We start from the raw sequence: 26,253 nt of genomic DNA, 5'->3' as shown, positions 1-26,253 counted from the left end.
CGTATGGACGTCGTCGTCGTCGAATCGCCGGCCAAGGCGAAGACAATTAACAAGTACCTGGGCAAGAACTACAAGGTTCTGGCCTCGTTCGGCCATGTCCGCGATCTACCGGCCAAGGATGGCTCGGTGCGCCCGGATGAGGACTTTGCCATGTCCTGGGCCGTCGACACCGCGTCTGGAAAGCGTCTCGCCGATATCGCCAAGGCAGTCAAGGACGCCGACGGGCTGATCCTCGCCACCGATCCGGACCGTGAGGGCGAAGCGATCTCCTGGCATGTCCTGGAAGTGCTGAAACAGAAGCGCGCGTTGAAGGACAAGCCGGTCAGCCGCGTCGTCTTCAATGCCATCACCAAGGCGTCGGTGCTGGAGGCGATGGCCAATCCGCGCCAGATCGATGCGCCGCTGGTCGATGCCTATCTCGCCCGCCGCGCGCTCGACTATCTGGTCGGCTTCACGCTGTCGCCGGTGCTGTGGCGCAAGCTGCCCGGCGCCCGCTCGGCCGGCCGCGTCCAGTCGGTGGCACTGCGTCTGGTCTGCGACCGCGAATCCGAGATCGAGCGCTTCATTCGCGAGGAATACTGGCAGGTCGCCGCCATCCTCGGCACGCCGCGCAAGGAAAATTTCGAGGCGCGGCTGACCGCCTTCGAGCGCAAGAAGCTGCAAAAGCTCGACATTTCCAACAAGGCGCAGGCCGACGACATCAAAGCGATGCTCGAAGGCGCCAGCTTCAAGGCAGTGTCGGTCGAAGCCAAGCCGACCAGGCGCAATCCCGGCCCGCCCTTCACCACCTCGACGCTGCAGCAGGCAGCCTCATCGGGTCTCGGCTTTTCGGCCAACCGCACCATGCAGGTGGCGCAGCGGCTTTATGAGGGCATGGAGATCGGCGGCGAGACCACCGGCCTGATCACCTATATGCGAACCGACGGCGTGCAGATGGCGCCGGAGGCGATCTCTGCCGCACGCGATGCGATTGCCAAGGAATTCGGCCCTAAATACCTGCCTGAAAAGCCGCGCGTCTATTCCGCCAAGGCCAAGAATGCCCAGGAGGCGCACGAAGCGATCCGTCCGACCGATTTCATGCGCACGCCGGCTTCCGTCAGGCAGTATCTCGACGCCGACCAGGCGCGGCTTTACGAGATGATCTGGAAACGCGCCATCGCCAGCCAGATGCAGCCGGCCGAGATCGAGCGCACCACGGTCGAGATTGAGGCGATCAACGGTTCGCGTACCGCCGAGCTTCGTGCTGTCGGCTCGGTCATTCGCTTCGACGGCTTCCTAGCCGCTTACATCGAGCAGAAGGAAGAAGATTCGGAAGACGAGGAAAGCCGCCGCCTGCCCGAGATCCGTGCCGGCGAGCAGCTCACCCGCGAGGCGATCAACGCCACCCAGCACACCACTGAGCCTCCGCCGCGCTATTCCGAGGCGTCGCTGATCAAGAAGCTGGAAGAACTGGGCATTGGCCGGCCGTCGACCTATACGGCGATCCTGAAGACGCTCGAGGATCGCGATTACGTCACCATCGACAAGCGCAAGCTGGTGCCGCAGGCCAAGGGCCGGCTATTGTCGGCTTTCCTCGAAAGCTTCTTCGAGCGTTATGTCGAGTACGACTTCACCGCTTCGCTCGAGGAGAAACTCGACGAAATCTCCGACGGCAAGCTAGCCTGGAAGGATGTGCTGCGCGATTTCTGGAAGGATTTTTCCGGCGCCGTCGCCGACATCAAGGAGTTGCGCGTCACCGACGTCCTCGATGCGTTGAACGAGGAACTGGCGCCGCTGGTGTTTCCCACGCGCGAGGATGGCTCCAACCCCCGCATATGTCCGAAATGCGGCACCGGCAACCTGTCGCTCAAGCTCGGCAAATTCGGCGCCTTCGTCGGCTGCTCGAACTATCCCGAATGCTCCTTCACCCGCCAGCTCGGCGACGCAGCCAATCCCAATGGCGAGAACGGCAGCGGCGAAGACGGCACCAAGGTGCTCGGCAAGGATCCCTATACCGCCGAGGAGATCACGCTGCGCAATGGCCGGTTCGGCCCCTATATCCAGCGCGGCGACGGCAAGGATGCCAAGCGCTCCAGCCTGCCCAAGGGCTGGACTGTCGATTCGATCGATCACGAAAAGGCGCTCGCCCTGCTGTCGCTGCCGCGCGACGTCGGCAAGCATCCGGAATCCGGCAAGATGATTTCGGCCGGGCTGGGGCGCTACGGGCCGTTCGTGCTGCATGACGGCACCTACGCCAATCTCGACAGCATCGAGGACGTGTTCTCGATCGGCCTCAATCGCGCCGTCTCGGTGATCGCCGAGAAGCAATTGAAAGGCAAGGGCGGCCGCAATGGGGGCACGCCCGCTGCTCTGAAGGAGCTTGGCGAGCATCCTGCCGGCGGCGGCAAGATCGTCGTGCGTGACGGCAAATACGGGCCTTATGTGAATTTCGGCAAGGTCAACGCGACGCTGCCGAAGGGCAAGGATCCGCAATCGGTGACGGTCGAGGATGCGGTGGCGCTGATTGCGGAAAAGGAAGCCAAGGGCGGCAATGGCGGCAGAAAGCCGTTCCGCAAAGCGGCCGCGCCTGTGAAGAAAGCGGCAGCGGCCAAAAAACCGGCGGCCAGGAAAAAGGGATAGGACGGGTTGGCGCGCAAAGTCTCCGGAAGAAGCCACGGCGATCTGCGCACCGCCGATACCCGTGCCAAGGTCAGGGACAATTACCGGCCTTCGCGTGACGAGATACTGCGTTACATCGCAGAAAATCCGGACCGCGCCGGAAAACGCGACATCGCCAAGGCGTTCGCGCTGCGCGGCGAAGACCGTATCTGGCTGAAGGACATGTTGCGCGATTTGCAGGACGAAGGCCTGCTGACCAAGGAGCGCAAGCGGCTTGCCCGCGTCGGGGCCCTGCCCCACGTCGCGGTGCTCGACATCTTTAGCCGCGACGCCGACGGCGTGCTGCTGGCGCACCCGACCGAAGCGATCGGCAATGGCGAACCTCCGGTCATAGCGATCCGCGTGTCGCGCGGCGGCAATGGCCCGACGCCTGGCATCGGCGACCGGGTTTTGGCCAAGACCTTTCCAACCGACGATCCGGCAGGCCCGGCCTATACGGGCCGGGTGATGAAGATCTTCGAGAAGCGCACCGATGCGGTTCTCGGCGTTTTCCGTGTGCTGAAGGACGGCACGTTCCGCATCGAGCCGGTGGAAAGGCGCCAGCCGGAGCTGGTCGTCGACAAGGAATTCCAGAACGGCGCCAAGAATGGCGACCTGGTCGAGGTCGAGCCGGCGCGGGCCTCCCGTTACGGGCTGCCGAGAGCCAAGGTGCTGGCGGTATTGGGCTCCTTGACCAGCGAAAAGGCGGTCTCGATGATCGCCATCCACGCGCACGACATTCCGCATATTTTGCCCGCCGACGTCATCGCCGAGGCAGAGGCGGTCAAGCCGGCGACGCTTGCCGGCCGCGAGGATTGGCGCGAGCTGCCGCTGCTCACCATCGATCCGGCCGACGCCAAGGATCATGACGACGCGGTGTTCGCCATGCCCGACACCGACGAGACGAACGCCGGCGGCGTGATCGTCACCGTCGCCATTGCCGATGTCGCCGCCTATGTGCGCTATGGCACGGCGCTCGACCGCGAAGCGCTGAAGCGCGGCAATTCGGTCTATTTCCCCGATCGTGTCGTGCCGATGCTGCCGGAGCGCATCTCGAACGACCTCTGTTCGCTGCGCGAGGCCCAGGATCGTCCGGCGATAGCGGTGCGCATGACTTTCTCGGCTGATGGCCACAAACTCAGGCACTCCTTCCATCGCATCATGATGAAGTCGGCGGCGAAACTCGCGTATCAGCAGGCGCAAGCGGCGATCGACGGCGCACCGGACGACACGACTGGCCCGATCCTCGATGCGGTGCTGAGGCCGCTATGGGACGCTTACGCGATCCTGAAGCGCGGCCGCGACACGCGCCAGCCGCTCGAGCTCGATCTGCCGGAGCGCAAGATCCTGCTCAAGCAGGACGGCACCGTCGACAAGGTCGTCGTGCCGGAGCGGCTCGACGCGCACAAGCTGATCGAAGAGTTCATGATCCAGGCCAATGTCGCCGCCGCCGAGACGCTGGAGGCGAAGCGGCAGGCGCTGGTCTACCGCATCCACGATGCGCCCTCGCTCGCCAAGCAGGAATCGCTGCGCGAATTCCTGCAGACGCTCGGCCTGTCGCTGGCGCGCGGTGCGCAGATGCGGCCGAACCAGTTCAACGGCATCCTCGCTCGCGTGCGCGGCGCCGACAATGAGGGACTGGTCAACGAAGTGGTGCTGCGCTCGCAGAGCCAGGCCGAATATTCGCCTGCCAATATCGGCCATTTCGGCCTCAACCTGAAGCGCTACGCGCATTTCACCTCGCCGATCCGCCGGTATGCCGACCTGATCGTGCATCGTGGGCTGATTGCCGCACTCGGCCTTGGTCCGGGCGGCCTGACGCAGGACGAGGCGGAACGGCTGGAAGAGGTCTCAGCACTGATCTCGGCGACCGAGCGCCGCGCGATGGCCGCCGAGAGAGACACGGTCGACCGGCTGATCGCCGCCTATCTCGCCGAGCGCATCGACGACCGTTTCGACGCCCGCATCTCGGGCGTCACCAAATCGGGACTGTTTGTCCAATTGCCGCAGTACGGCGCGGATGGCTTCATTCCGGTTTCAACGCTGGGCGGCGACTACTATATATACGACGAAACTGCCCGATCGCTTTTCGGAGAACGCACCGGCAAGGGCTATCAGCTTGCCGACCGCGTCGAGGTTCGCCTGATCGAGGTGGCGCCGATGGCCGGCGCGATGCGTTTCGAGATGCTGACCGAACCAAAGCCGCTGCCCGGCTCCAAACGGTCGTTCCACAAGGCCAAAGGCCGCGCCCGGGCGTCGCAATCGCGTACCGGCTCGCGCGGCAGGAGACGGTGATGCCAAAAGAACTGCAGGTGGAAGAACTGGTTTTCGGCGGCGAGCATCACTCCGGCCGGACCGCCCGGCCGCTATGGACGGCAATGAAGCGCGGCATGCTTGGCCGCTGCCCGCATTGCGGCGAGGGAAAGCTGTTTCGCGCCTTCGTCAAGACCGTCGACAAATGCGATCATTGCGACGACGAGCTCCATCACCATCGCGCCGACGATCTGCCGGCCTATCTTGTGGTGGTCATCGTCGGCCACATCGTGCTCGGCGCTTTCATGGGTGTCGAGGCGACCTCGACCCTCTCCACCTGGCAGCACATCGCAATCTGGGTGCCATTGACCATCATTCTAGCCGTCGTCCTGCTGCAGCCGGTCAAGGGCGCTGTCATCGGCCTGCAATGGGCATTTTATATGCACGGCTTTGGTGGCGAAGAAGACCTGATCGAGTCGCATCCCGAGGCTTGAAGCCATCACTGGCGCAATCGGCTATGGATGAAGCCCACTTTCGCATGAGAGAAGATTCCGCTAGGTCGAGCGCATGGACGGCATGACCAAGGCGGAAGTCGACAAGGTTGAGCGAAGCGCAATCGCGCTCGACAGCCAGCCAATACGCCCCCGTGACGCCGCGACGCTGATCCTGCTCGACCGCAAGGACGGTGAGTTGCTGGTGCTGATGGGCCGTCGCCATGCCCGCCACGCCTTCATGCCTGGAAAATTCGTGTTTCCCGGTGGCCGCACCGATCCGGCCGACAGCCGTATCCCCGTAGCCACTGCATTGCACCCTGACGAAGAAGCGAGATTGACCGCGGGCATCGGCCGCACCAGCGCTGCCCGCGCCCGTGCCATTGCTTTGTCGGCGATCCGCGAAACCTATGAGGAGGCCGGGCTGCTGATTGGCCAAAAAGGCGCCTTCGCGACCGCCAAGCGCGACTGGCAGGGCTTTGTCGAACACAGTGTTATTCCATCACTGCAAGCGCTGCGCTTCGTCGCACGCGCCATCACGCCGCCCAACCGGGTGCGCCGCTTCGATACGCGCTTTCTCGCCGCATGGCGCGACGACGTCGCCGTGGAACTGCCGGGTGGCGGTCCGACCAACGAGTTGGAAGACGTCGTTTGGCTGCCGCTGGCCAAGGCCAGTCAAGCCGACGTTCCAGACATCACGCGCACGGTCCTGGAGGAGCTGGAAACGCGGCTCGCCCAGGATCCGCTGCTGAGGCCCGGCGGTCCCGTGCCGTTCTATCGGCTTGTCCGCAATCGCTTCGTCCGCGAAATTCTCTAGAGCAGCCAGGCATTCCATGACAGTCGATACCCAGCCGCAGAGCGAGGAACGCGTACACTGGCTGCCGATGGTCGCGGCGATCTCTTCGATCAGCGTCGTCGGCATCGCCATCGGCCTCGGCATGCCGCTGCTCAGCGTCATCCTGGAAACGCGTGGTCATTCGGCGTCGATGATCGGTCTCAATACCGCGGTCGCCGGCCTCGCCTCGATCGCCGGCGCGCCGCTCGCCACCCCGCTTGCCATGCGGTTCGGGGTCGCCTGGACGATGCTTGCCATGATCGTCGCCGGGGCGCTGGCCTTTGTCGGTTTCCATTTCGCGCCAGCTTTCTGGATGTGGTTTCCGCTGCGCGTCCTGCTGCACGTCGCGCTGACGGTGCTGTTCATCCTCTCAGAATTCTGGATCAGCACCTCGGCGCCGCCACACCGGCGCGGACTGGTCCTCGGCATCTATGCCACCGTGCTGTCTCTCGGCTTTGCCGCCGGGCCATGGCTGTTCGCTCATCTCGGCAGCAGCGGCTTCCTGCCCTTCGGCGTCACCATCGCTTTGGTGACGCTCGCTGCCATACCGGTTCTGGCAGCACGCAACGAGAGCCCGACGATCGTCGCCGACGGCGAAACCAGCAATTTCCTGCGTTATATCTGGCTGGTGCCGACGGCGACCGCGGCCGTGCTGGTGTTCGGTGCGGTCGAGACCGGCGGCTTTGCGCTGTTCCCGGTCTACGGCAACCGCATCGGCTACTCCGAGGCCGACGCAGCTCTTTTGCTCACTATGATCGGGCTCGGCAACGTGCTGTTGCAGATCCCGATCGGCATGATCAGCGACCGCGTCAGCGACCGCCGCTATCTGCTGATGGCCTGTGCCACGGTCGGGCTTGTCGGCACCGTCTTTATGCCGTTCTTCGCGCAGAATTGGCACTTGATGGCAGCGCTTCTGTTCGTCTGGGGCGGCGTGGTCGCCGCCATGTACACGATCGGTCTGGCGCATCTCGGTTCCCAGCTTTCCGGCCACGAACTGGCCTCCGCCAACGCCGCCTTCGTGCTTTGCTACGGTGTCGGCATGGTGCTTGGCCCGCAGGCAATCGGCATCGGCATGGATGCTTTCGGGCCGTCGGGCTTCGGTTGGGCGCTCGGCCTGTTCTTCGCCTGCTATATCGTGCTGGTTGGCACCAGGCTGCTCCGCAAAATCCTCTGAGTGGGCCCGCTGCCGACATTGCTCCCACTGCTGACTAACTACTGACACCACCATGTCAGGAGCGCTCGCGTATATGCTCCCTCAAAGTGCATAAGCAGGGAGACCTCGGATGATCGACAGTGGCTTTGAGACGAAATCGCTGCGGATGGAATTGCTGCTGCTGGTGACCTTTCAGGCACCGGCCGCCGATGTCGACCGCATCATGGAGGCGGTGGTCGCGATCGCGCCGCTCAGAATGGGCAAATATGACAGCAATGCCTTTCAGTCAGCGGACGGCATCGAACGCTACCGGCCGCTTGAAGGTGCCGCCGCCGGCGCCGAGACGGAATTGCGCAGGCGGCCGGGCACTGTCGAGGTGTCGTTCGAACTGCCCGACGACCAGAAGCTCGCCGCTCGCGTCGTCGAAGCGATTTACCAGGTTCACAGTTATCAGGAGCCGGTGATCCGCATTCAGCCGCTGCTTGCCAGCCGCTCCAAGGGTCTCGACGACCGCGCCAACCCGAACCGCTGGTGGAACACGACTGGAGACTGGAAGAAGGCGCTGCCAGTCACGGAAGACGCTTGAACCTGGACAAGGGTTGACTTTCCGGGCGCGTTCTTTATGTGTCGCGGCAAGTTTCCCGCGTCCGGGTGTTTCCCCGTGCTCCAGCGGCCAAAACTCCACGAACATTAACGGACGAACATCATGGCCAAAGCCGCAAACATCAAGATCAAGCTTCTGTCGACCGCCGACACCGGTTTCTTCTACGTGACCAGCAAGAACAGCCGCACCAAGACGGACAAGCTGTCGTTCCGCAAATACGACCCGGTCGCCAAGAAGCACGTCGAGTTCAAGGAAACCAAGATCAAGTAATCCGGTTTTCTCTCGCAGTACCGAAACGCCGCCTTCCGGGCGGCGTTTTTCGTTTCGGGGATGCAGGACTAGCCGATGCGATCACCGCTTGCCGGATCGAACAGATGCAGCGACGCCGGGTCGGCCGACAGGCGCACGGCCTCACCCGGTTTCACACTGGCCCGACCCATGGCGAAGACGCACACCTGCTGGCCGGCAAGCTTGGTGTAGAATTGAGTCGACAGGCCGAGCGGCTCCACTACGCCCACCTCGCCTTTCAGCGCGCCATTGTCGGCAAGCCGGATATGCTCCGGCCGTAAGCCGACGGTGATCGCATCGCCATCCCTGAGCGGCAACCCGTCCGGCAGCCGCAGCTTCTGGCCGTCGGCCAGTACGGCATCCGACTTGGCGGTCTTTTCAACCACGGCAGGCAGGAAATTCATGCCGGGCGAGCCGATGAACCCGGCGACGAACATGTTGACCGGCCGGTCATACAGATCGAGCGGCGCACCGACTTGCTGGACGAGGCCGTCATGCATGACGACGATACGGTCGGCCATTGTCATTGCTTCGATCTGGTCATGGGTGACATAGACCGAAGTGGTCTTCAATTGCTGGTGCAGCGCCTTGATCTCGGCACGCATATGGACGCGCAGCTTGGCATCGAGGTTCGAAAGCGGCTCGTCGAAGAGAAAGACTTTCGGGTCGCGGACGATGGCCCGGCCCATGGCGACGCGCTGACGCTGGCCGCCGGACAATTGCCGCGGCAAGCGTTGCAGAAGCGCATCGAGCCCGAGCCGCTTGGCGGCACCGTCCACCCTTGCATCGATCGCCGGCTTGCCGGCCTTCCTCAGCATCAGGCTGAAACCCATGTTCTTCGACACGTCCATATGCGGATAGAGCGCGTAGGACTGGAATACCATGGCAATGTCGCGGTCCTTTGGCGCGATGTCGTTGACCAGGCGCTCGCCAATATGGATTTCGCCGTCGGAGACCTCCTCCAGCCCGGCGATCATGCGCAGCAGGGTCGATTTCCCGCAGCCGGATGGCCCAACCAGGACGACGAACTCGCCGTCGGCGATTTCGAGATCGACCGCGTGCAGGACGCGCACGGCTCCATAGTCTTTGCGGACTTTGTCGAGAGTGACGGAGGCCATCGATCTATCCCTTGACGGCACCAGCGGTAAGGCCGGTGACGAGGTAGCGTTGCAGGAAGGCAAAGAACATGCAGACCGGGATCAGCGCCAGGATGGAAGCGGCCATCATCTGCCCCCAGTCGACCGCGAATTTGCCGATATAGGTGAGCAGGCCGACCGCGAAGGTCTTCTGGTCGTCGCTGGAAATCAGCATCAGCGCAAACAGCAACTCACTCCAGGCGGCGGTAAAGACGAAGCCGAGCGTCGCGCCCATGCCGGGCAGCGTCAGCGGCACGATCACCTTGCGCATCGCCTGCAGACGCGTGCAGCCGTCGATCATCGCCGCCTCTTCCAGGTCCCGCGGGATGCCGTCGAAGAAGGATTGCATCAGGAAGGTCGCAAAGGCCGTATTGAAGGCGGTGTAGATGATGACGAGCCCGGTCAGGCTGTTGATGAGACCGATCTGCCCCATGATGCGGTAGATCGGCGGAATGACCATCACCAGAGGGAAGGTCTGGGTGAGCAGAAGCAGGATGGCCAGGGTCGCCTTGCCACGGAAGGAAAATCGCGACATGGCGTAGCCGGCCAGCGTGGCAATGACCGTTACGAAGGCTGCCGTCGACACCGAAACGATAACGCTGTTCAGGAAATAGCGCGGGAAATCGGTTGCTTCCAGCACGGTGACGAAGTTCTGCAGCGTCGTTTGCGACGGCCAGAAAGTGATGCCTTCGGAATAGAGCAGCCGCTCCGGCGTGACCGAGATCTTCAACGTCCAGAAGATCGGGAACAGCGCAAAGGCCATATAGGTGGCGATGGCGCCGTAAAGGCCGATGCCGCCGAGAACGCGCGAGGAGACGGAGCGTCCGGCAATCATCAGACGTGCCTCACCAGCGAGCGGCGGATGCCGATCAGTGCAATCGCATAGACGATGAGCAGCACAAGCAGCAGCACCGCCACTGCGGAGGCATAGCCCTTGTCCAGCGACTTGAACGCGCTGACGTAGATATAGACCGGCACTGTGGCGGTCGAACCGGCAGGCCCGCCTTCGGTCATGACGAAGATCAGGTCGGCGAAGGTGGCGATCCATATCGTGCGCAGCATGACGGTGATGACGATGGTCGGCGCCAGGAACGGCAGCGTCACCTTGGTGAAGCGCTGCCACGGCGAGGCGCCGTCGATCGCCGCCGCCTCATGCAATTCCGAGGGTATCGACTTCAACGCCGCCAAAAGCGTGATGGCAAAAAAGGGAATGCCGAACCAGACATTGGCGACGATCGGCCCCCACATGGCTGTCGAGGGATCGGAGAGCACGTTGGTCGGCTCGGCTTTCAGCCCCAATGCATAGAGCCAGTGGGGCAGCGGCCCGATGATCGGATTGAACAGCCAGGCCCAGGTCAGGCCTGACAGGAAGGACGGCACCGCCCAGGGCAGGAACACCACCGCCTGCACGATCTTTCTGCCCCGGAACGGCGTGTCGAGCAGCAGCGCCAGGCCAAGGCCGAGGAAGAACTGGAAGAACAGGCTGGCTGCCGTCCACCACAGCGTGTTGACGAGCGCCTGCGCGAGCACGGGATCCGACAGCATCGCCTGATACTGCCCAAGCCCGACATATTCGGATTTGAATGCCGAGAACTTGCGGAACGAGTAGCCGATACCGATGACCAGCGGCACCAGGAGCACGACGACCAGCAGCACGATAGCCGGGCTGAGATAGAGCCAGGGCTCGATCGCGGCATGGGATAGCCGCTTCTTTCGCGGTCTGCCGGCGGAGCGTATTTCGGACACGGCATAGGTCATTGGTGCTGGATTGTCTCCTGAAGCAGCGTCGAGGACAGCGCCCTTCTCCCAGTTTACGGGAAAAGATGCCGGTCCACCCTCCGCAGCTGCAGCGCAGCTGCTGCGGAGGACGGGCAGGCAGATGAGAGCCAGCACGAGCCACGACGGGTTGGCGCCGCCCCTCATCCGTCACTTTGTGACACCTTCTCCCCGTGAACGGGGAGAAGGAAGAAAAGCTATTTCTTGTTCTTGGCCAGCCAGTCCTGCTGTTCCTTGGTCAGGAACTTGGCCCATTCGTCGGCCACGTCCTTGGCCGCCTTCTGGCCAAGCAGCACTTCCTGAAAATTCTTGATCGCCACCTGGTCGACGAAATTGCCGAGGTTTTCCAGATGCGTCGGCGGCGTCACCATCTCGTATTTGTCGCCGTTGTTCAGTTCTTCGAACCAGCCCTTGAACTGCTCGGTCCTGAAGTGAGCGTCCTGGTCGGCGCCGTTGTGGATCGGAATGACGCCGACTTCCTTTGCCCATTCCAGATTGTCCTTGGGCGACAACAGCGTCGCCATCAGCTTCCAGGCATCGTCCTTGTGCTGGGAATTGGCGAACATCGCCCAGCCGGCATAACCGAGCGTCGGATAGGATTTGCCGCTCGGCCCGACCGGCATCGGCGCCACGGCGAAGTCGTCGGCGCTCATCTTGTCGGCGATGCCGAGCAGCGCGTCGGGATCCTGGTTCAGCATGGCGCAGGTGCCACTATAGAAGCCGGTGACGGTCTCGTTAAAACCCCAGCTCACCGCATCTTTCGGCGCCAGGCCATTCTTGTACATGTCGGCGAGCATCTGCAGGCCCTTGACCGAGCCTTCCTCGTTGATGGTCGAGGTGCCGTCCTCGTTGAAATAGCCGCCCTTACCAGCGGCAATGTTCATGAACATGTGCATGCCGTTGAAGGCGCCCGGGCCACCGCGCAGGCAGTAGCCGTATTTGCCCGGTATCGCCGAGATCTTCTTGGAGTCCTCGACGAATTCGTCGAGCGTCGACGGCGGACCGTCCAGGCCGGCCTCCTTGAACAGCTTCTTGTTCCAGAACAGCGCGTTCAGGTAATAGCCGTAAGGGATCATGTACTGCTTGTTGTCGACCGTCGAGCCGAACTGCTTGGCGCGCTCGCCCAGCGTTTTGGCATCGTCCCATTTGGCCATGTATGGCCCGAGGTCCTCGAGCTGGCCGTTGGTCGCGTAGAGGCCCATCCAGCGTTCCGGCATCTCGACGATGTCGGGCGTGTCGCCGGCCTGCACCATGGTGAGGAACTTCTCGAACGCCTGGCCCCAAGGCAGCGATACGAGCTCGACCTTGACGCCCGGATTGGCCGTCTCGAACTCGGCGATCTGCTTCTTGAGGAATTCGGTACGCGGCGGGCTGGTAATGACCTCGACCATCTTGACGGTGGAATCGGCCAGCACGCTGCCGGCGGAAATCGCCAGACCCGCGACGGCACCAAGAAGGATGCTCAGTTTTTTCATGTTCAGCACTCCCATTTTGAACGGCTCCTTTTATCTTTTTGCTCGGTCGAAGGCCTGGGCAACGTCGGCCCACAGGTCTTCGACACTTTCCAATCCGACACTGAAGCGGATGGTTCGCGGGCTGACGCCGAAGCGCGCCATCGAATTCAGGCCCGGCGTCTGCTCGAGCGAGGCCTTTGCCGGAACGACCAGGCTCTCATGGCCGCCCCAGCTGACGCCGATGCGAAAGAGTTTCAGCGCATCGACGAAAGCCGGGATGTCGACGTCTTCCGTCACTTCGAATGAGAACAGCCCGGCATAGCCGGCAAGCGTCGCCTTGCCTGGATGGTTGGAATAGGCCGGGTGGTTGACCCGCTCGACATGGCCATGCGCCTTCAGTCGCTCGGCGATGGTCAGCCCGCTCTTCATGTGATGCGGCAACCGCAACGGTAATGTGCGCAGCCCGCGCAGCAACAGCCACGCCTCGAAAGGCGAAAGCTTGCCGCCGAGATAGGAATAGGTCTGCTCGTTGATGTGTCGGATATGGGCAGCCGAACCGGCCACCACGCCGGCGACTGTGTCGCTGTGGCCGCCAAGATATTTCGAGGCGGAATGCAGCACCAGGTCGACGCCATGTGAAATCGGCTTCTGGAACACTGGCGTCGCCCAGGAATTGTCGATCGAGGTGACGATGCCCTGCTCTTTGGCCAGCCGTGCCAGCTGCGTTATGTCCTGGAGCTCGAACATCATCGACGTCGGGCTTTCCAGGTAGAGCAGCTTGGCGCCGGGAAGTGCTGCGGCGACCGCGTCCGGATCGGAACCGTCGACATAGTCGACCTTGATGTTGAGCCGAGGCAACAGCCGTTCGAACAGCCGGTAGGCATCGCCGTAGCAGTTGCGCACGACGACCATTCGCTCGCCGGCACTGACGAAAGCAAGCACCGTGGCGCTGATCGCTGCCATGCCGCTGGAAAAGCCGCGCGCGGCTTGCGCGCCTTCGAGGGCGGCGACACGCGCCTCGAACTCCATCACCGTCGGGTTGTCACCGCGCGAATAGATCGGCTGGCGTCGCCTGCCGGCGAATGTGTCGGCCATCTCGGCATAATTGGCGAAGGTGAAGAGCGAAGTCTGGTAGATCGGCGGGACCACCGCACCGCCGGGAAAAGGCTCATCATGGGCGAGAAGCGTCGCAGCCTCGGCGAGATAGTCGTTTTCGAAACCGGCGGGATGGTCGTTCATTTCTGGCCTGAGAGTTTGAGTTTGGCCGCACCGCGTTTCAGATCGTCCTCGACGGTGGCGATCAGCTTCAGCGCCTCGGCCCGGGCTCCCTCCGGATCGTGCGCGGCGATGCGTTCGTAGATGGTGCGGTGGTAAGGAAAGCTGGCGTGGCCGAAGTCGCGCACGCCGAGCGGATGTTCCCAGAAACGGTGGAACAGCTCGTGCATGGCGGCGATGATCTGCTCGAACAGCGGATTGCCGGAAGCGCGGTAGATCGACTGGTGGAATTCCCAGTCCTCCTCCGCCGACATGCCGGCGCGCGTGTGGAAGGCCTGCTCCATAATGTCGAGCTTGCGCCCGATCTCGACGAGATTTGCCTGGCCGGCGCGAACGGCGCAAAGGGCGGCTGCTTCCGCCTCCAGCGCGCGGCGGATTTCCAGCGTCTGCATCAGGCTGGTGAAATCATTGCCGCCGGCCAGCGTCAGCGGCATGTGCAGCATGTCCAGCGACACCACTCCCTTGAGATAAGTGCCGCTGCCTTGCCGCCGCTCGACCAGGCCGAGCCCTTCCCAGCGCGTCAGCGCCTCGCGCACGGTGTTGCGGCTCACCTTGAGGCGCTCGGCAAGGATGCGTTCGGTCGGCAGTCTCTGGCCGGGCCCGAGGGCTTCCCGCATCACAAAGCCGGCCAGGGCCTTGAGCACCGCGTCGTCGCGAGCAGTTGCCTGTATGGGCGAAAGGCCGAATTCGGTCATGCCAACGGGTCACCAAAAATGGCTCAATGGTCCAACCAATTTCTGCATAGAAGACAGGCTCTGTCAATCGGCTGCAGGCACATGCGTACCGCCCCCAGCGTGCTGATCAAAAGGCGGCCTACCTGTCACGGCAAAAAGCCAGCATTTTCTGGATGCTGACACAGAGTCCTGATGTGTTTTGAAATTGGGGGCCGGCCGGCGTTTGGCAGCGGTACGAGGAGGCCACTATGTGCCAGCGCCGGCCGGCCGACCCCACGGACCCAGGAGATGCGGCGGACCTGAGCATCATGGGGTATTCTTCGGGTCGAACCGGCGATCTAGCCTCGTGCCGGTTACGTCTAAGGGCTGCACATTTGCGCACCAACTTATGAAAATCAACAGTTTCTTAACCAAGCCTCGCAAATCGCTTGGATTAAGGTAAATTCGTAACCTTGTCGCGTTGACTGGCTAATTGGTGTCCGGGCTATGCCGCCTTGGCGACGACGCGATTGCGGCCGCCGCTCTTGGCCTCGTAGAGCGCGAGGTCGGCGCGTTTCATCAGCGCAGCGACCGTATCCACCCCTTTCAGCACCGACGACACGCCGACGCTGACGGTGACTTCGATCGCTTTGCCCTCGCTGCCAACGGCAAACGGCAGTTGGGCGATTTCGGCGCGAATGCGCTCGGCTACCTTTTCGGCTACCGCGCCGTCCGTGTCCGGCATCACCACCACGAACTCCTCGCCACCGAAGCGGCAGGCCAGGTCGATGCCGCGCACATTCTTGCGCAGCCGCCGCGCGAATTCGCGCAGCACGTCGTCGCCGCCGTCATGGCCATGCGTATCGTTGATGGTCTTGAAGCGGTCCAGATCGGTGATCATCACCGACAGCGGCCGGCGCCGTGCCACGGCGCGGTCGAACAGCGTCTGCAGATGGCTGTCGAGATAGCGGCGGTTGTGCAGGCCGGTCAGGGCATCGGTCACCGCCATCTCGATGGTCTGGGTGACGCTGGCGCGAAGCTGGTCGTTGTAGCGCTTGCGGCGCACCTGCGTGCGCAGCCGCGCGGTCAGCTCCTGCTGGTCGATCGGCCGCATCAGATAGTCGTTGATGCCGAGTTCGAGGCCGCGGATGATGCGCCCCTCCTCGCCCTCGTCCGCCAGAAGGATGATTGGCAGGAAACGGGTGCGATCGAGCGAGCGCAATTGCGAGCAGAGCCTCAGCGGGTCGAAATCGGCGAAGGCCGTCGAAATCATCACGCATTCGTAGGGCAACTCGGCAGCCTGAAAGAAACCGGCATGCGGATCGGTGGCGACGTCGAGATCGGCACTGCCGCGCAGCATCTTCTGGATGCGCTCGAAGGAGGATTTGCGCTCGTCGACCAGCAGCACCTTTGGCACCGCATCGTCGGCCGCGAAGTTGCGGCTCAAAAGCTCCTCGATGCCGATATTGCGCGTCGTCGAGGCACGCAGCCGCAGCTCGTCGGTCAGCGACTTCAGCCTGACCAGGCTCTTGACGCGCGTCATCAGCTGCAGATCGTTGACCGGCTTGGTCAAAAAATCGTCGGCGCCGGCCTCGAGGCCTCGCACCCGGTCCGAAACCTGATCGAGCGCGGTGATCATCACGACCGGGATGTGCGATGTCGCCGGATCACCCTTCAGCCGCCGGCAAACCTCGAACCCGTCCACATCGGGCATCATCACGTCGAGCAGCACGACGTCGACCTTGCCGTTCTCGCAGATCTCGATCGCATCCGGCCCGTTGGTGGCGGTCAGAACCTCGAAATATTCGGCGAGCAGCCGAACCTCCAGCAGCCTGACATTTGCTGGGATGTCGTCGACGACGAGGATCCGCGCGGTCATTTCACAAAGCTCCGGCTCGGCTGGAAAGATACATCAGGCATCGCCCAGGTAGGATTTGATAGTTTCGATGAAACGCGGCACCGAGATCGGCTTGGAAATATATGCCTCGCAGCCGCCCTGGCGAATGCGCTCCTCGTCGCCCTTCATCGCGAAGGCGGTGACGGCGATGACCGGGATGACGTGGAGATCATCGTCCTCCTTCAACCATTTGGTCACCTCGAGGCCGGACACTTCGGGCAGCTGGATGTCCATCAGGATGAGGTCCGGCCTGTGCTGCCGCGCCAGATCCAGCGCTTCCAGGCCGTTGCGTGTACGCACCGTCTCGTAGCCGCTCGCTTCGATCAGGTCGCGAAAGAGCTTCATGTTGAGCTCGTTGTCCTCGACGATCATAACCTTTTTAGGCATCGATTTCCCGTCCCGGCTGGCCTTCCACTCGAAGGGTGCCGTCATGCGCCCCTTGTCGGCACGCACCAAACCTGTTCCCACTATACGGCAATATGATTGACGAAACGGAAACCGGCCGCCGGAAAAGCGTTCGGATTCCAGGTCGGCGAGCTTGCTGCCGGCAACACTTGCCACTACTGGGAAAACAGAACGATTCCGCCCACGAAGGAAAAGTAGCGATGGCAAACGCAGCGTCAATGCGCGAGGAAGCCGAAACCATTGCCGTAAAGGCGTTGGGCTTCGTCGCCGCCGATCCGGAACTTCTGCCCCGCTTCCTGGCGATCACCGGCATCGAGGCCCATTCCATCCGCCGGGCGGCCGGCGAGCCGGGTTTCCTGGCCGGCGTGCTGCAGTTCATCCTCGCCCACGAGCCGACGCTGATGCGTTTTTCGGAGGAAACCGGCACGCCGCCGGCCGCAGTGGGCAAGGCGTTGCGGGCACTGCCGCTCGGCGACGACAATCATGAGCATTCGACATAAGCCACGATGCCGAGACTGCGGGCAGATCGAAGAGCCTTCCGCAGACGATGGGCCACTGCTGGTGCTTTATGGCGTTGCCTCTTCCCCACTGTTGTCCGTCCCAACGGGGTCGGCCGGCTTCAGCATGGCGCCGTTGACCGTCACCGAACCGTCGGCTTTGGTGTTGATCACCCATTCAAGCCGGCCGTCCGGCAGCGTCTTGCCAAACCCTTTGATCGCCAGCGCGCCGGTAAAATACTGCGCGGCCTGCGGGTCCGTCTTCGCCGCCGTCTGCAAGGTCTCCACGATCTTGTCGTAGCCGGTGATGTCGATTGTCACGTCCGCACGCGGCTTCTTGCCGGGGAAGGTCATCTCGCCTTCCATCGCAATCTCGATGTTGCCGTTCTTGATCGTGCTGTGTCCGAGAATGGCCTTTGGCGTCTTGGCCAGGAAATCGGCGGAGATCTGGTTGCCGAAATCTGCCGGCAGCGGTGGATCCTTGCTGAAATCAAGGGTTTCGATGGTTTTCTTCGCCATGCTGTCCAGATCGATGTTGGCGCCGCCGAAGTTGAGGTCGATATCCGTCGGCAGCAACGCAACGCTCCAGCTGGGCAGCACCTGCTGCGGTATTGTCAGGCCGGAAACCTTGAACGCGTAGTTGATCTTGCCTTCCTTGGCGATGCCGTCCATGCCGACAGCGGTATTCAGTTGCGTCGCACCGAACTTGCCGACCGGACTCTCCACCACAAGGTCCTTGAAGCCGTAGGTGCCGTCGATCCGCTCCCACAACGGCAGTGCTGCCGTCAGAAGCGATTTGAACTCCGCCCCATCCGCCTTGAATTTGGCTGCATCATCAGTCGCCACGATGAAAGCAAGCAGGTCGAGCAGCGGCTTTGTCCGCAAACCCTTGCCGGCCGCATCCACAGAAAGTTCAGGCGCTTTTACAGCAGCCGGAAAACTCAACCCACTTTTGGGATCGTTGACTTTGATCGTTTCGGCGAAGTTCGTTATTTTTTCCGTCACCGTGAAATCGACGCCGCCGTTTGCGGATTTGGTCGAAACTATTACGGCAGTGCCAGGACCGACCGTGACATCCGCCTGCTGCTTGGGCTCTCGGGTGGTCATCGTCATGCCAGCCATCGAACCGGTTGCGCTCGCGAAAGCGGCCAGGTCGGGGTCATAAACTCCGGTGAACTTGTTGTCCGACACGGAGAAGTCGATGTGCTGCGCCCCCTCAGGGCCAACGAAATCGATAGACCCCTTCGGGGACACGTCCGCCGAAACGTCCCAGTGTCCATCTTTGCGCGGCTTGACCAAGATGAAGTAAGGCGTGATGTCGAACTTGAAGGCTTGCTGCTTTGCCATCAAATCCGTGACTGGCTTGAAGTCGAATGCGAGCTTGTAGGCTTCGCCGTCGACTGAAATTTTCACGAACCCGATATCGAACAGCTTCTTTCCGATATAGCGCGCCAGATCGTCGGAAAGCTGCTTCGCCCCTTGCCTGTCGACCGCTTGGCCGAAGGCCGGTCCGCTGCAGGCAAGCAGTAAAACAAGTGGCAAAACGCGCTTCATGTCGATCCTCACTTATTCGCGGCCGTCAAACCGTTTCTATCACTGGTAGGGAATTACCATCACAACCGCAAGGCGAGCCGGACGGATCGATGTCGCCCGCGGCATTGCCTAAAGCACCAGCCGCACCAGCGGCCGGCCCGGCTTGCGCTCGACCAATCGCTGGAACCCGGCCTTTTCGAAGACCCGCGACGAGCCGACGAACAGCCCGATCGAGCGCGAATCCTTCGATAGATCGATCGGGCAGGCCTCGATCAGCCGGGCACCATTTTCCCGTGCGAAGTCGATGCCGCCTGTGACCAGGCGGTGCGACAGGCCCCTGCCGCGTGCCTTGGCGCGGATGAAAAAGCAGGAGATCGCCCAGACGCCGGGATCGGTGGCATCGGCGGGGTCGAGCGGCGCCGACCCCCTGCCCTGGTTGTTCCATTCGGGCACGTCGGCGCGCGGGCCGATCTGCATCCAGCCGACTGCCCGGCCGTCCTCGAAGGCCAGCAGGCCGGGCGGCGGCCCGGCCTCGATCCGCGCCTTGATATGATCCTTGTTGCGCTCCCGGTCGCTCGCGCGGCGCGCTGCCGGCGACAGCCGGAAATGTGTGCACCAGCAGCCGTAGCAGGCGCCTTGCTTACCGAAAAGATCTTCGAAATCCGCCCAAAGCTCGGGCACTAGCGGCGCTATGGTCGTATTCATGAGCTCTCTCCCGGCCCACCGCCTTGTCGTGGCGTCCGTCCTGACGTACCATTGCATTTGTTCTCTTTATGTTCGCAGCGATGGCGGCCCCTGTCAACAATCCCGAACACGGTTTTTGCCGCGACTGCCTGAATTTTCAGCGCAGCGAGGCACGCCGTTGCGAGCGCTGCGGCAGTCCGCGGCTTGCGCGCCATCCCGAGCTTTACCGGCTGCGCCTTGCCCATATCGATTGCGACGCGTTCTACGCGGCGGTCGAAAAGCGCGACAACCCGGCATTGAAGGACCGGCCGTTGATCATCGGCGGCGGCAAGCGCGGCGTCGTCTCCACCGCCTGCTATATCGCCCGCATCCATGGCGTGCGCTCGGCAATGCCGATGTTCAAGGCGCTCGAAGCCTGCCCGGACGCGGTGGTCCTCCCGCCGGACATGGAAAAATACGTCCGCGTCGGCCGCGAGGTGCGCGCCATGATGCAGGCGCTGACGCCGCTGGTCGAGCCGCTCTCGATCGATGAGGCCTTCCTCGACCTCGCCGGCACCGAGCGCCTGCATGGCCTGCCGCCTGCGGTGGTGCTGGCGCGCTTCGCTCTCAGCGTCGAAAAGGAGATCGGCATCACCGTTTCGGCAGGCCTGTCCTATTGCAAGTTCCTGGCCAAGGTGGCCTCGGACTTCCGCAAGCCGCGCGGCTTTTCGGTGATCGGCGAGGCCGAGGCTATCGGCTTCCTGGCCGAGCAGCCGGTGACGCTGATCTGGGGCGTCGGCAAGGCCTTTGCCGCCACGCTCGAGCGCGACGGCATCCGCACCATCGGCCAGCTGCAGCGCATGGAACGCGGCGACCTGATGCGCCGCTATGGCGTCATGGGCGACCGGCTCTACCGGCTTTCGCGCGGCGAGGACGACCGCCGCGTCGTTCCCGACCAGGACGCGAAAAGCGTCTCGGCGGAAACCACTTTCGACACCGACATCGCCTCCGTCGAGGAACTGGTTTCGGTGCTGAGGGCGCTGGCGGAGAAAGTCTCGGCCCGGCTGAAAAAATCCGGCATTGCCGGACGCACCGTCGTCCTCAAGCTGAAGACCCAGGATTTCAAGATCCGCACGCGCAATCGCCAGCTCGGCGATCCGACCCGGCTGGCCGACCGCATCTTTCAGACCGGGCTCGAGCTGCTACGCAAGGAAGCGGATGGCACGAAATACCGGCTGCTCGGCATTGGCGTCAGCGATCTCTCCGACAGTGACCGGGCGGACCCGCCCGACCTGGTCGACGTCAAGTCACGCAAGCGCGCCATGGCCGAAGGCGCCATCGACACGCTGCGCGGCAAGTTCGGCCGCAGGGCGGTGGAAACCGGCTATACCTTCGGCAAGGGCCGTGATGCGCACCCGCCCGAACCGATCGAGGAGTGATAGTGCTAAGTGCGCCGCAGATCGATCCGGCTGGTAATCACGCGCTCGCCGGTTTTCGGGTCGACGTCGATAACGGTCAGCCGCATGCCGTCCTCGCCATTCTTCTCGACCGTCATTTGCGCCTTGCGATCGCCATTGACCTCCTTGGCCCAGCGGATGCCGAGATTGATTGCGTTGCCTTTTCGGCTGCCGCTCAATTGCGCCGGCCCGGTGCGCGATCCGACATAGGTGCCGCTGTATTTCGTCCCGCTGGACCTGAGGTCCGCGCTGATGTCGCGCGTCACCAAGATAAGACCGCGGCAGCTGCCGTCGAGCGACAATGAGTTCGACGTCGCGTCGGAATTGAAGTGACAGGAGACATTCACCGTCGGCGCATCGGTGGTGACCTTGACGATGCCCTTGCCGGCGAAATTCCCCTGGAATGAGCGAAGAAAATCCGGATCGTCGGCATGCGCTGCGCCGGCCCCGGCCGTCAGGCAGCCGGCAAGTACAAATCGTGCGAGTGATTTCATCGGACCGCTCCTCGTTGGTATCCAAAACACGGCACGCAAACACTGAGGGACCAACGCTTCCCTCAGCGGCGGGTTCCGGCTTCAACATCACTGTTTGCAACGCTTCACGGCTGGCCCAGTCGAATGCGTCGGCTAGCGGTTGCGATGAAAGCCCCGGCTTGCGACATAGCGCCCATGGCACCCGCACCCTCGATCCCCAAGGCCGCGTTCTGGATGGCGCTGTCGATCGCCTCGTTCCTGGCGATGTCGGTCGCCGGCCGGGCCACGACGGCAGAGCTCAACGTCTTCCAGGTGCTCGAGCTGCGCTCGGTGATCGGCTTTTTCATCCTGCTGCCGCTGGTCATGATGTCAGGCGGTTTTGCGGCGATGCGCACCGGGCGTCCGCTGGCCCATATCGCCCGCAACGTCGTCCACTATACCGGCCAGGCTGCCTGGCTTTACGCCTTGACGCTGATCCCGCTTGCGGTGCTGATCTCGATCGAATTCACCACGCCGATCTGGACCGCCCTGCTGGCGGTCGCTTTCCTCGGCGAAAGGCTCTCCCGGCCACGGCTTGCGGCAATCGTGCTGGGGCTGATCGGCGTGATGATCATCGTGCGCCCGGGCGTCGGTGCGGTCAATCCGGGGCATGTTATCGTGCTGGGAGCCGCAGTCTGCTTCGGCGTCTCGGTGGTTCTCGTCAAGTCGCTGACGCGGACGGACAGCGTCGTGCGCATCATCTTCTGGATGCTGATCATCCAGTCGGTGCTTGGCCTCGTCCCGGCGCTTTACGAATGGCAAAACCCGCCGCTTGAGCTCTGGCCGTGGATCCTGCTCATCGCCTTCACCGGCATGTCGTCGCATTTCTGCATGGCCCGCGCACTTGTCTATGCCGATGCGACGGTCATCTCGCCAATGGACTTTTTGCGCGTGCCGCTGTCGGCGGTGATCGGATGGCTGCTCTATCACGAGCAGATCGACGCCTTCACCGCCGGTGGCGCCCTGCTGATCCTCATGGGAAATCTGCTCAACCTGCAGCGGAGAGCACCGCAACCGGCGGAGATCGCCGCTTCATAAGCGTGCGCTAACTCTTAGACCAGTTCCACCTCGACCACGCCTGGCACCGCCCGCATCGCCGACGCGATCTGAGGCGATACGCGGTAGCGGTTGGGCAACTCGATCTCGACCTCGCCCTCGCCGCCTTCCTTGATGACGATGATGCTCACCTGACTGTCGCCACGCTGGCCAAGCTGCGATTGGATTGTCGATGCCGGTGCGTCATTTCTGACGAAGATGCGCAACGCTTTCTGGATACGGCTTGCCTCTTCCTCCAATGACTGCACGGTCTGGATGCGCAGATTGACGCCTTCAGGCCTGTCCTCGGCCGAAACGGTGATCACCACCGAGCGGCCGGGTTCGAGCAAGTCGCGGTATTGCGCCAGCCCCTCGGAAAACAGCACCGCTTCATACTGGCCCGACGTGTCGGAGAACTGCACGACGCCCATCTTGTTGCCGGTGCGCGTCTTGCGCTCCTGCTTGGTGGTCACCGTGCCGGCGAGCCGGCCGGCGGCAGCACCGCGTTTGACGGCGGCCGAAAACTCGCCCCAGGTCTGCACCCGCATTTTCTGCAGCGCCGCCTTGTATTCGTCGAGCGGATGCGCCGAGAGATAGAACCCGACCACCTGGAATTCACGGTGCAGGCGGTCGGCGGCGAGCCAGGGATCGGTCGCCGGCAAGTTGAGCGCCTGCGACTGTGCGCCCAGCGAGGCGCCAAAGATGTCATGCTGGCCGGTGACGGCATTCTGCTGCGCCAGCGACGCCAGCCCCATCATCCGCTCGACGCCGGCCATCATCGCCGCACGGTCATGACCGAAGCAGTCGAGCGCGCCGGCCATGATCAGGCTTTCGAAGACGCGCTTGCCGACGATCTTCGGATCGACCCTTTCACAGAAATCGGCGAGGCTCTTGAAGGGTTTTTCGCCGCGCGTCGCGACGATGTGCTCGACCGCCGCGTCGCCGACGCCCTTGAGCGCGGCCAGCGAATAGAAGATGCGGTTCTCGCCGACCTCGAAATCCCGGAACGACGTCATGACCGACGGCGCCACCACCTCGATGCAGAGGCGCAGCGCATCCTGGCGGAAATCGGCGAGCTTGTCCGTATTGCCCATGTCGAGCGTCATCGATGCCGCCAGGAATTCGACGGGGTAATGCGCCTTCAGATAGGCGGTCTGGTAGGAGACGACGGCATAGGCGGCGGCATGCGATTTGTTGAAACCGTAGTCGGCAAACTTTGCCAGCAGGTCGAAGATGAAGTCGGCTTGCGGCTTGCCGACGCCGCGCTCGACCGCGCCCGAAACAAAGCGCTCGCGCTGCTTGTCCATCTCGGCGCGGATCTTCTTGCCCATGGCGCGGCGCAGCAGATCGGCTTCGCCCAGCGAATAGCCGGAGAGCTCCTGCGCGATCTGCATCACCTGTTCCTGGTAGACGATGACGCCTTGCGTCTCCTTGACGAGATGGTCGATCTTCGGGTGGATCGACGCCATCTCCTCCTCGCCGTGCTTTCTGGCGTTGTAGGTCGGTATGTTCTCCATCGGCCCCGGCCGGTAGAGCGCGACCAGCGCGATAATGTCCTCGATACAGTCGGGCCGCATGCCGATCAGCGCCTTGCGCATGCCGGCACTTTCCACCTGGAACACGCCGACCACCTCGCCGCGCGACAGCATGGCGTAGGTTTCGGGGTCGTCGAGCGGAATGTGGGCAAGATCGATCTCGATGCCGCGGCGGCGGATCAGCTTGACGGCCCTGTCCAGCATCGTCAGCGTCTTCAGGCCAAGGAAGTCGAATTTCACCAGCCCGGCCTGCTCGACATATTTCATGTTGAACTGCGTGACCGGCATGTCCGAGCGCGGATCGCGGTACATCGGCACCAGCTCCGACAGCGGCCGGTCGCCGATGACGATGCCGGCGGCGTGCGTCGAGGCGTGCCGATAAAGACCTTCCAGTTTCTGCGCCGTATCGAGCAGCGTCTGCACGATCGGCTCACGCTCCGCCTCTTCGGCAAAGCGCGGCTCGTTGGCGATGGCGTCGGCGAGCTTGACCGGATTGGCCGGGTTCGACGGCACCATCTTGCTCAGCTTGTCGACCTGCCCGTAAGGCATCTGCAGCACGCGGCCGACGTCGCGCAGCACCGCGCGCGCCTGCAGCGTGCCGAAGGTGATGATCTGGCCAACCTGGTCGCGGCCGTATTTCTGTTGGACGTAGCGGATGACTTCCTCGCGCCGGTCCTGGCAGAAGTCGATGTCGAAGTCGGGCATCGACACGCGGTCGGGATTGAGGAAGCGCTCGAACAGCAGCGAAAAACGCAGTGGGTCGATGTCGGTGATGGTCGTGGCATAGGCGACCAGCGAGCCGGCGCCCGAACCGCGGCCCGGGCCGACCGGAATCCCTTGTGCCTTGGCCCATTTGATGAAGTCGGCAACGATCAGGAAATAGCCCGGATATTTCATCTTCTCGATGACGCCGAGCTCGAAATCCAGCCTTTCGCGATATTGCTCGACGGTATAGCCGGGCGTCGGCCCGTGCGCCGCCAGCCGCGCCTCTAGCCCTTCATGCGCCTGCCTGGCAAGCTCCTGCGCCTCCGCCTTGACCGCAGCATCGGCGTCGGCGACATCGCGGCCGGCAAAGCGCGGCAGAATCGGATTGCGGGTCTTCGGGTAATACGAGCAGCGCAGCGCGATCTCGACGGTGTTGTCGATTGCTTCCGGCAGGTCGGCGAACAGCCTCGCCATATCGGCCTGGCTTCTCAGGAAGTGGTCGGGCGAAAGGCGGCGGCGATTGTCGGCCGCAACCACGGAACCTTCGGCGATGGCGATCAGGGCGTCATGCGCCTCATAGTCTTCACGAGAGAAGAAAAACGCCTCGTTGGTGGCAACCAGCGGCAGATCGTGGCGGTAGGCGAGATCGACCGACGACTGCTCGATGGCGCGGTCGTAGCCGGACACGCGCTCAAGCTCGACATAGAGCCGGTCGCCGAACAGGCTCTTGAGCGCCGAGAGCCGGGTCTCGGCGAGTTCGCGGCGATCCTGTTTCAAGGCAGTGCCGATCGGACCGCGCGGCCCGCCCGTAAGGCAGATCAGACCGTCGGAATGGCCCTGCAGCATCTCGCTCGTCAGATGCACCGCTTCGCCGGGCGGTGTCTCGAGGTAGACGCGGCTGACCAGCCTGACCAGATTGCCGTAGCCGGCCTCGGTTGCGGCGATCAGGACGACCGGCCGCATCTCCGGTCCTTGCCGCCTGCGGTCGCGCTGGCTGTCGCTCGCCTCGCCGGAAAAGGCGAGGTCGATCTGGCAGCCGATGATCGGCTGGATGCCGTCCTTTACCGCCTTCTGGGCGAATTCCAGCGCGCCGAACAGATTGTTGGTGTCGGTGACGGCGATTGCCGGGCATTCGTCCTGCACCGCATGGCCGACGATCTTGCCGAGCTGCAACGCACCTTCGAGCAGCGAATAGGCCGAATGCACGCGAAGATGAATGAACCGACGCGCCGCCGCCTCCGCCCGCGACGCCTTTGCATAGGCCTCGCGCAGCAAGGGATCGCGTGGAAGTCTCTCATCCGCCATGGTTTTTTTCGCGCCGCCTCACAAGGACTCAGTCGATGAAGATGTATTGTCCGGCACCGGGTAACACGAGTCCAGCGGTAGTGATCAGGCCGAGAACCGATAAAACCGGAGTCCACCGAGATGGCTTGGGGAAAGCTGGCGTTGCCATGCGTTC

At 62.9% G+C, this 26,253-nt stretch carries 22 protein-coding genes; 10 read left to right on the top strand and 12 right to left on the bottom strand.

Annotated elements, in window-relative coordinates:
- Positions 1-3: 3 nt before the first annotated feature.
- The 7 genes from topA (at position 4) to rpmG (ending at position 8,243) form a co-directional block, all read left to right on the top strand.
- The gene (gene topA / locus NKH05_RS05470; RefSeq protein WP_352642684.1) at positions 4-2,619 is read left to right on the top strand and encodes a type I DNA topoisomerase; all 2,616 of its coding nucleotides are present in this window, start codon (positions 4-6) and stop codon (positions 2,617-2,619) included.
- A gap of 6 nt (positions 2,620-2,625) precedes the next feature.
- Positions 2,626-4,932 (top strand): ribonuclease R, encoded by a 2,307-nt coding sequence (gene rnr / locus NKH05_RS05465; RefSeq protein WP_023720103.1) that lies wholly within the window; start codon positions 2,626-2,628, stop codon positions 4,930-4,932.
- Positions 4,932-5,384, top strand: coding sequence for a DUF983 domain-containing protein (locus tag NKH05_RS05460; protein WP_031194322.1), 453 nt, complete (start codon positions 4,932-4,934; stop codon positions 5,382-5,384). The genes rnr and NKH05_RS05460 overlap by 1 nt, the downstream gene beginning before the upstream one ends.
- Before the next feature lie 73 nt (positions 5,385-5,457).
- Positions 5,458-6,198: an NUDIX hydrolase gene (locus tag NKH05_RS05455; RefSeq protein ID WP_023720105.1), complete on the top strand. Its 741-nt coding sequence runs from the start codon at positions 5,458-5,460 to the stop codon at positions 6,196-6,198.
- 16 nt (positions 6,199-6,214) lie between these two features.
- Positions 6,215-7,390: an MFS transporter gene (locus NKH05_RS05450; RefSeq protein ID WP_023720106.1), complete on the top strand. Its 1,176-nt coding sequence runs from the start codon at positions 6,215-6,217 to the stop codon at positions 7,388-7,390.
- A gap of 109 nt (positions 7,391-7,499) precedes the next feature.
- Complete coding sequence (locus NKH05_RS05445; RefSeq protein WP_023720107.1) at positions 7,500-7,955, top strand: YqfO family protein; 456 nt, start codon at positions 7,500-7,502, stop codon at positions 7,953-7,955.
- Between the two features lie 120 nt (positions 7,956-8,075).
- Complete coding sequence (rpmG, locus tag NKH05_RS05440; RefSeq protein ID WP_006201775.1) at positions 8,076-8,243, top strand: 50S ribosomal protein L33; 168 nt, start codon at positions 8,076-8,078, stop codon at positions 8,241-8,243.
- 68 nt (positions 8,244-8,311) lie between these two features.
- On the opposite strand, the gene NKH05_RS05435 is transcribed toward rpmG, so the two are convergent.
- The 8 genes from NKH05_RS05435 to NKH05_RS05400 all read right to left on the bottom strand — a co-directional run bounded on the left by NKH05_RS05435 (position 8,312) and on the right by NKH05_RS05400 (position 16,884).
- Positions 8,312-9,379 (bottom strand): ABC transporter ATP-binding protein, encoded by a 1,068-nt coding sequence (locus NKH05_RS05435; protein ID WP_352587004.1) that lies wholly within the window; start codon positions 9,377-9,379, stop codon positions 8,312-8,314.
- Between the two features lie 4 nt (positions 9,380-9,383).
- Complete coding sequence (locus NKH05_RS05430; protein ID WP_352789182.1) at positions 9,384-10,232, bottom strand: carbohydrate ABC transporter permease; 849 nt, start codon at positions 10,230-10,232, stop codon at positions 9,384-9,386.
- Complete coding sequence (locus NKH05_RS05425) at positions 10,232-11,155, bottom strand: carbohydrate ABC transporter permease (protein ID WP_352814544.1); 924 nt, start codon at positions 11,153-11,155, stop codon at positions 10,232-10,234. The genes NKH05_RS05430 and NKH05_RS05425 overlap by 1 nt, the downstream gene beginning before the upstream one ends.
- Before the next feature lie 215 nt (positions 11,156-11,370).
- Positions 11,371-12,648: an ABC transporter substrate-binding protein gene (locus tag NKH05_RS05420; RefSeq protein WP_352844182.1), complete on the bottom strand. Its 1,278-nt coding sequence runs from the start codon at positions 12,646-12,648 to the stop codon at positions 11,371-11,373.
- Between the two features lie 30 nt (positions 12,649-12,678).
- Positions 12,679-13,866 (bottom strand): PLP-dependent transferase, encoded by a 1,188-nt coding sequence (locus tag NKH05_RS05415; RefSeq protein ID WP_352844184.1) that lies wholly within the window; start codon positions 13,864-13,866, stop codon positions 12,679-12,681.
- On the bottom strand, positions 13,863-14,597 hold the full coding sequence (locus NKH05_RS05410; RefSeq protein ID WP_023720113.1) for a FadR/GntR family transcriptional regulator: 735 nt from the start codon (positions 14,595-14,597) through the stop codon (positions 13,863-13,865). Before NKH05_RS05410 ends, NKH05_RS05415 begins: the two co-directional genes overlap by 4 nt.
- Positions 14,598-15,060: 463 nt before the next feature.
- The gene (locus NKH05_RS05405; RefSeq protein WP_353025116.1) at positions 15,061-16,434 is read right to left on the bottom strand and encodes a PleD family two-component system response regulator; all 1,374 of its coding nucleotides are present in this window, start codon (positions 16,432-16,434) and stop codon (positions 15,061-15,063) included.
- Positions 16,435-16,467: 33 nt separating this feature from the next.
- Positions 16,468-16,884 (bottom strand): response regulator, encoded by a 417-nt coding sequence (locus NKH05_RS05400; protein ID WP_348625950.1) that lies wholly within the window; start codon positions 16,882-16,884, stop codon positions 16,468-16,470.
- A gap of 173 nt (positions 16,885-17,057) precedes the next feature.
- On the opposite strand from NKH05_RS05400, the gene NKH05_RS05395 reads away from it, so the two are divergent.
- Positions 17,058-17,357 (top strand): DUF3572 domain-containing protein, encoded by a 300-nt coding sequence (locus tag NKH05_RS05395; RefSeq protein ID WP_023720115.1) that lies wholly within the window; start codon positions 17,058-17,060, stop codon positions 17,355-17,357.
- A 66-nt stretch (positions 17,358-17,423) separates the two neighbouring features.
- Here NKH05_RS05395 and NKH05_RS05390 read toward each other — a convergent pair whose 3' ends face one another.
- Positions 17,424-18,908, bottom strand: coding sequence for a hypothetical protein (locus NKH05_RS05390; protein ID WP_353025114.1), 1,485 nt, complete (start codon positions 18,906-18,908; stop codon positions 17,424-17,426).
- Positions 18,909-19,016: 108 nt separating this feature from the next.
- Positions 19,017-19,592: a GNAT family N-acetyltransferase gene (locus NKH05_RS05385; RefSeq protein WP_352855391.1), complete on the bottom strand. Its 576-nt coding sequence runs from the start codon at positions 19,590-19,592 to the stop codon at positions 19,017-19,019.
- Positions 19,593-19,660: 68 nt separating this feature from the next.
- Here NKH05_RS05385 and NKH05_RS05380 point away from each other — a divergent pair, with 68 nt between their 5' ends.
- Positions 19,661-20,989, top strand: coding sequence for a DNA polymerase IV (locus NKH05_RS05380; RefSeq protein WP_353025112.1), 1,329 nt, complete (start codon positions 19,661-19,663; stop codon positions 20,987-20,989).
- A gap of 5 nt (positions 20,990-20,994) precedes the next feature.
- Here the strand turns inward: NKH05_RS05380 and NKH05_RS05375 are convergent, their stop codons facing one another.
- Positions 20,995-21,501: a hypothetical protein gene (locus tag NKH05_RS05375; RefSeq protein ID WP_352495357.1), complete on the bottom strand. Its 507-nt coding sequence runs from the start codon at positions 21,499-21,501 to the stop codon at positions 20,995-20,997.
- 174 nt (positions 21,502-21,675) lie between these two features.
- On the opposite strand from NKH05_RS05375, the gene NKH05_RS05370 reads away from it, so the two are divergent.
- The gene (locus tag NKH05_RS05370; protein ID WP_353025111.1) at positions 21,676-22,557 is read left to right on the top strand and encodes a DMT family transporter; all 882 of its coding nucleotides are present in this window, start codon (positions 21,676-21,678) and stop codon (positions 22,555-22,557) included.
- Between the two features lie 14 nt (positions 22,558-22,571).
- On the opposite strand, the gene dnaE is transcribed toward NKH05_RS05370, so the two are convergent.
- Positions 22,572-26,099: a DNA polymerase III subunit alpha gene (gene dnaE, locus NKH05_RS05365; RefSeq protein ID WP_352855394.1), complete on the bottom strand. Its 3,528-nt coding sequence runs from the start codon at positions 26,097-26,099 to the stop codon at positions 22,572-22,574.
- Between the last annotated feature and the right edge of the window lie 154 nt (positions 26,100-26,253).

The sequence above is a fragment of the Mesorhizobium sp. M1399 genome, assembly GCF_040317735.1.
Lineage (GTDB): Bacteria > Pseudomonadota > Alphaproteobacteria > Rhizobiales > Rhizobiaceae > Mesorhizobium.
Note: the sequence above shows the minus strand (reverse complement) of the source record. Positions and strands in the feature narration are given on the sequence as shown.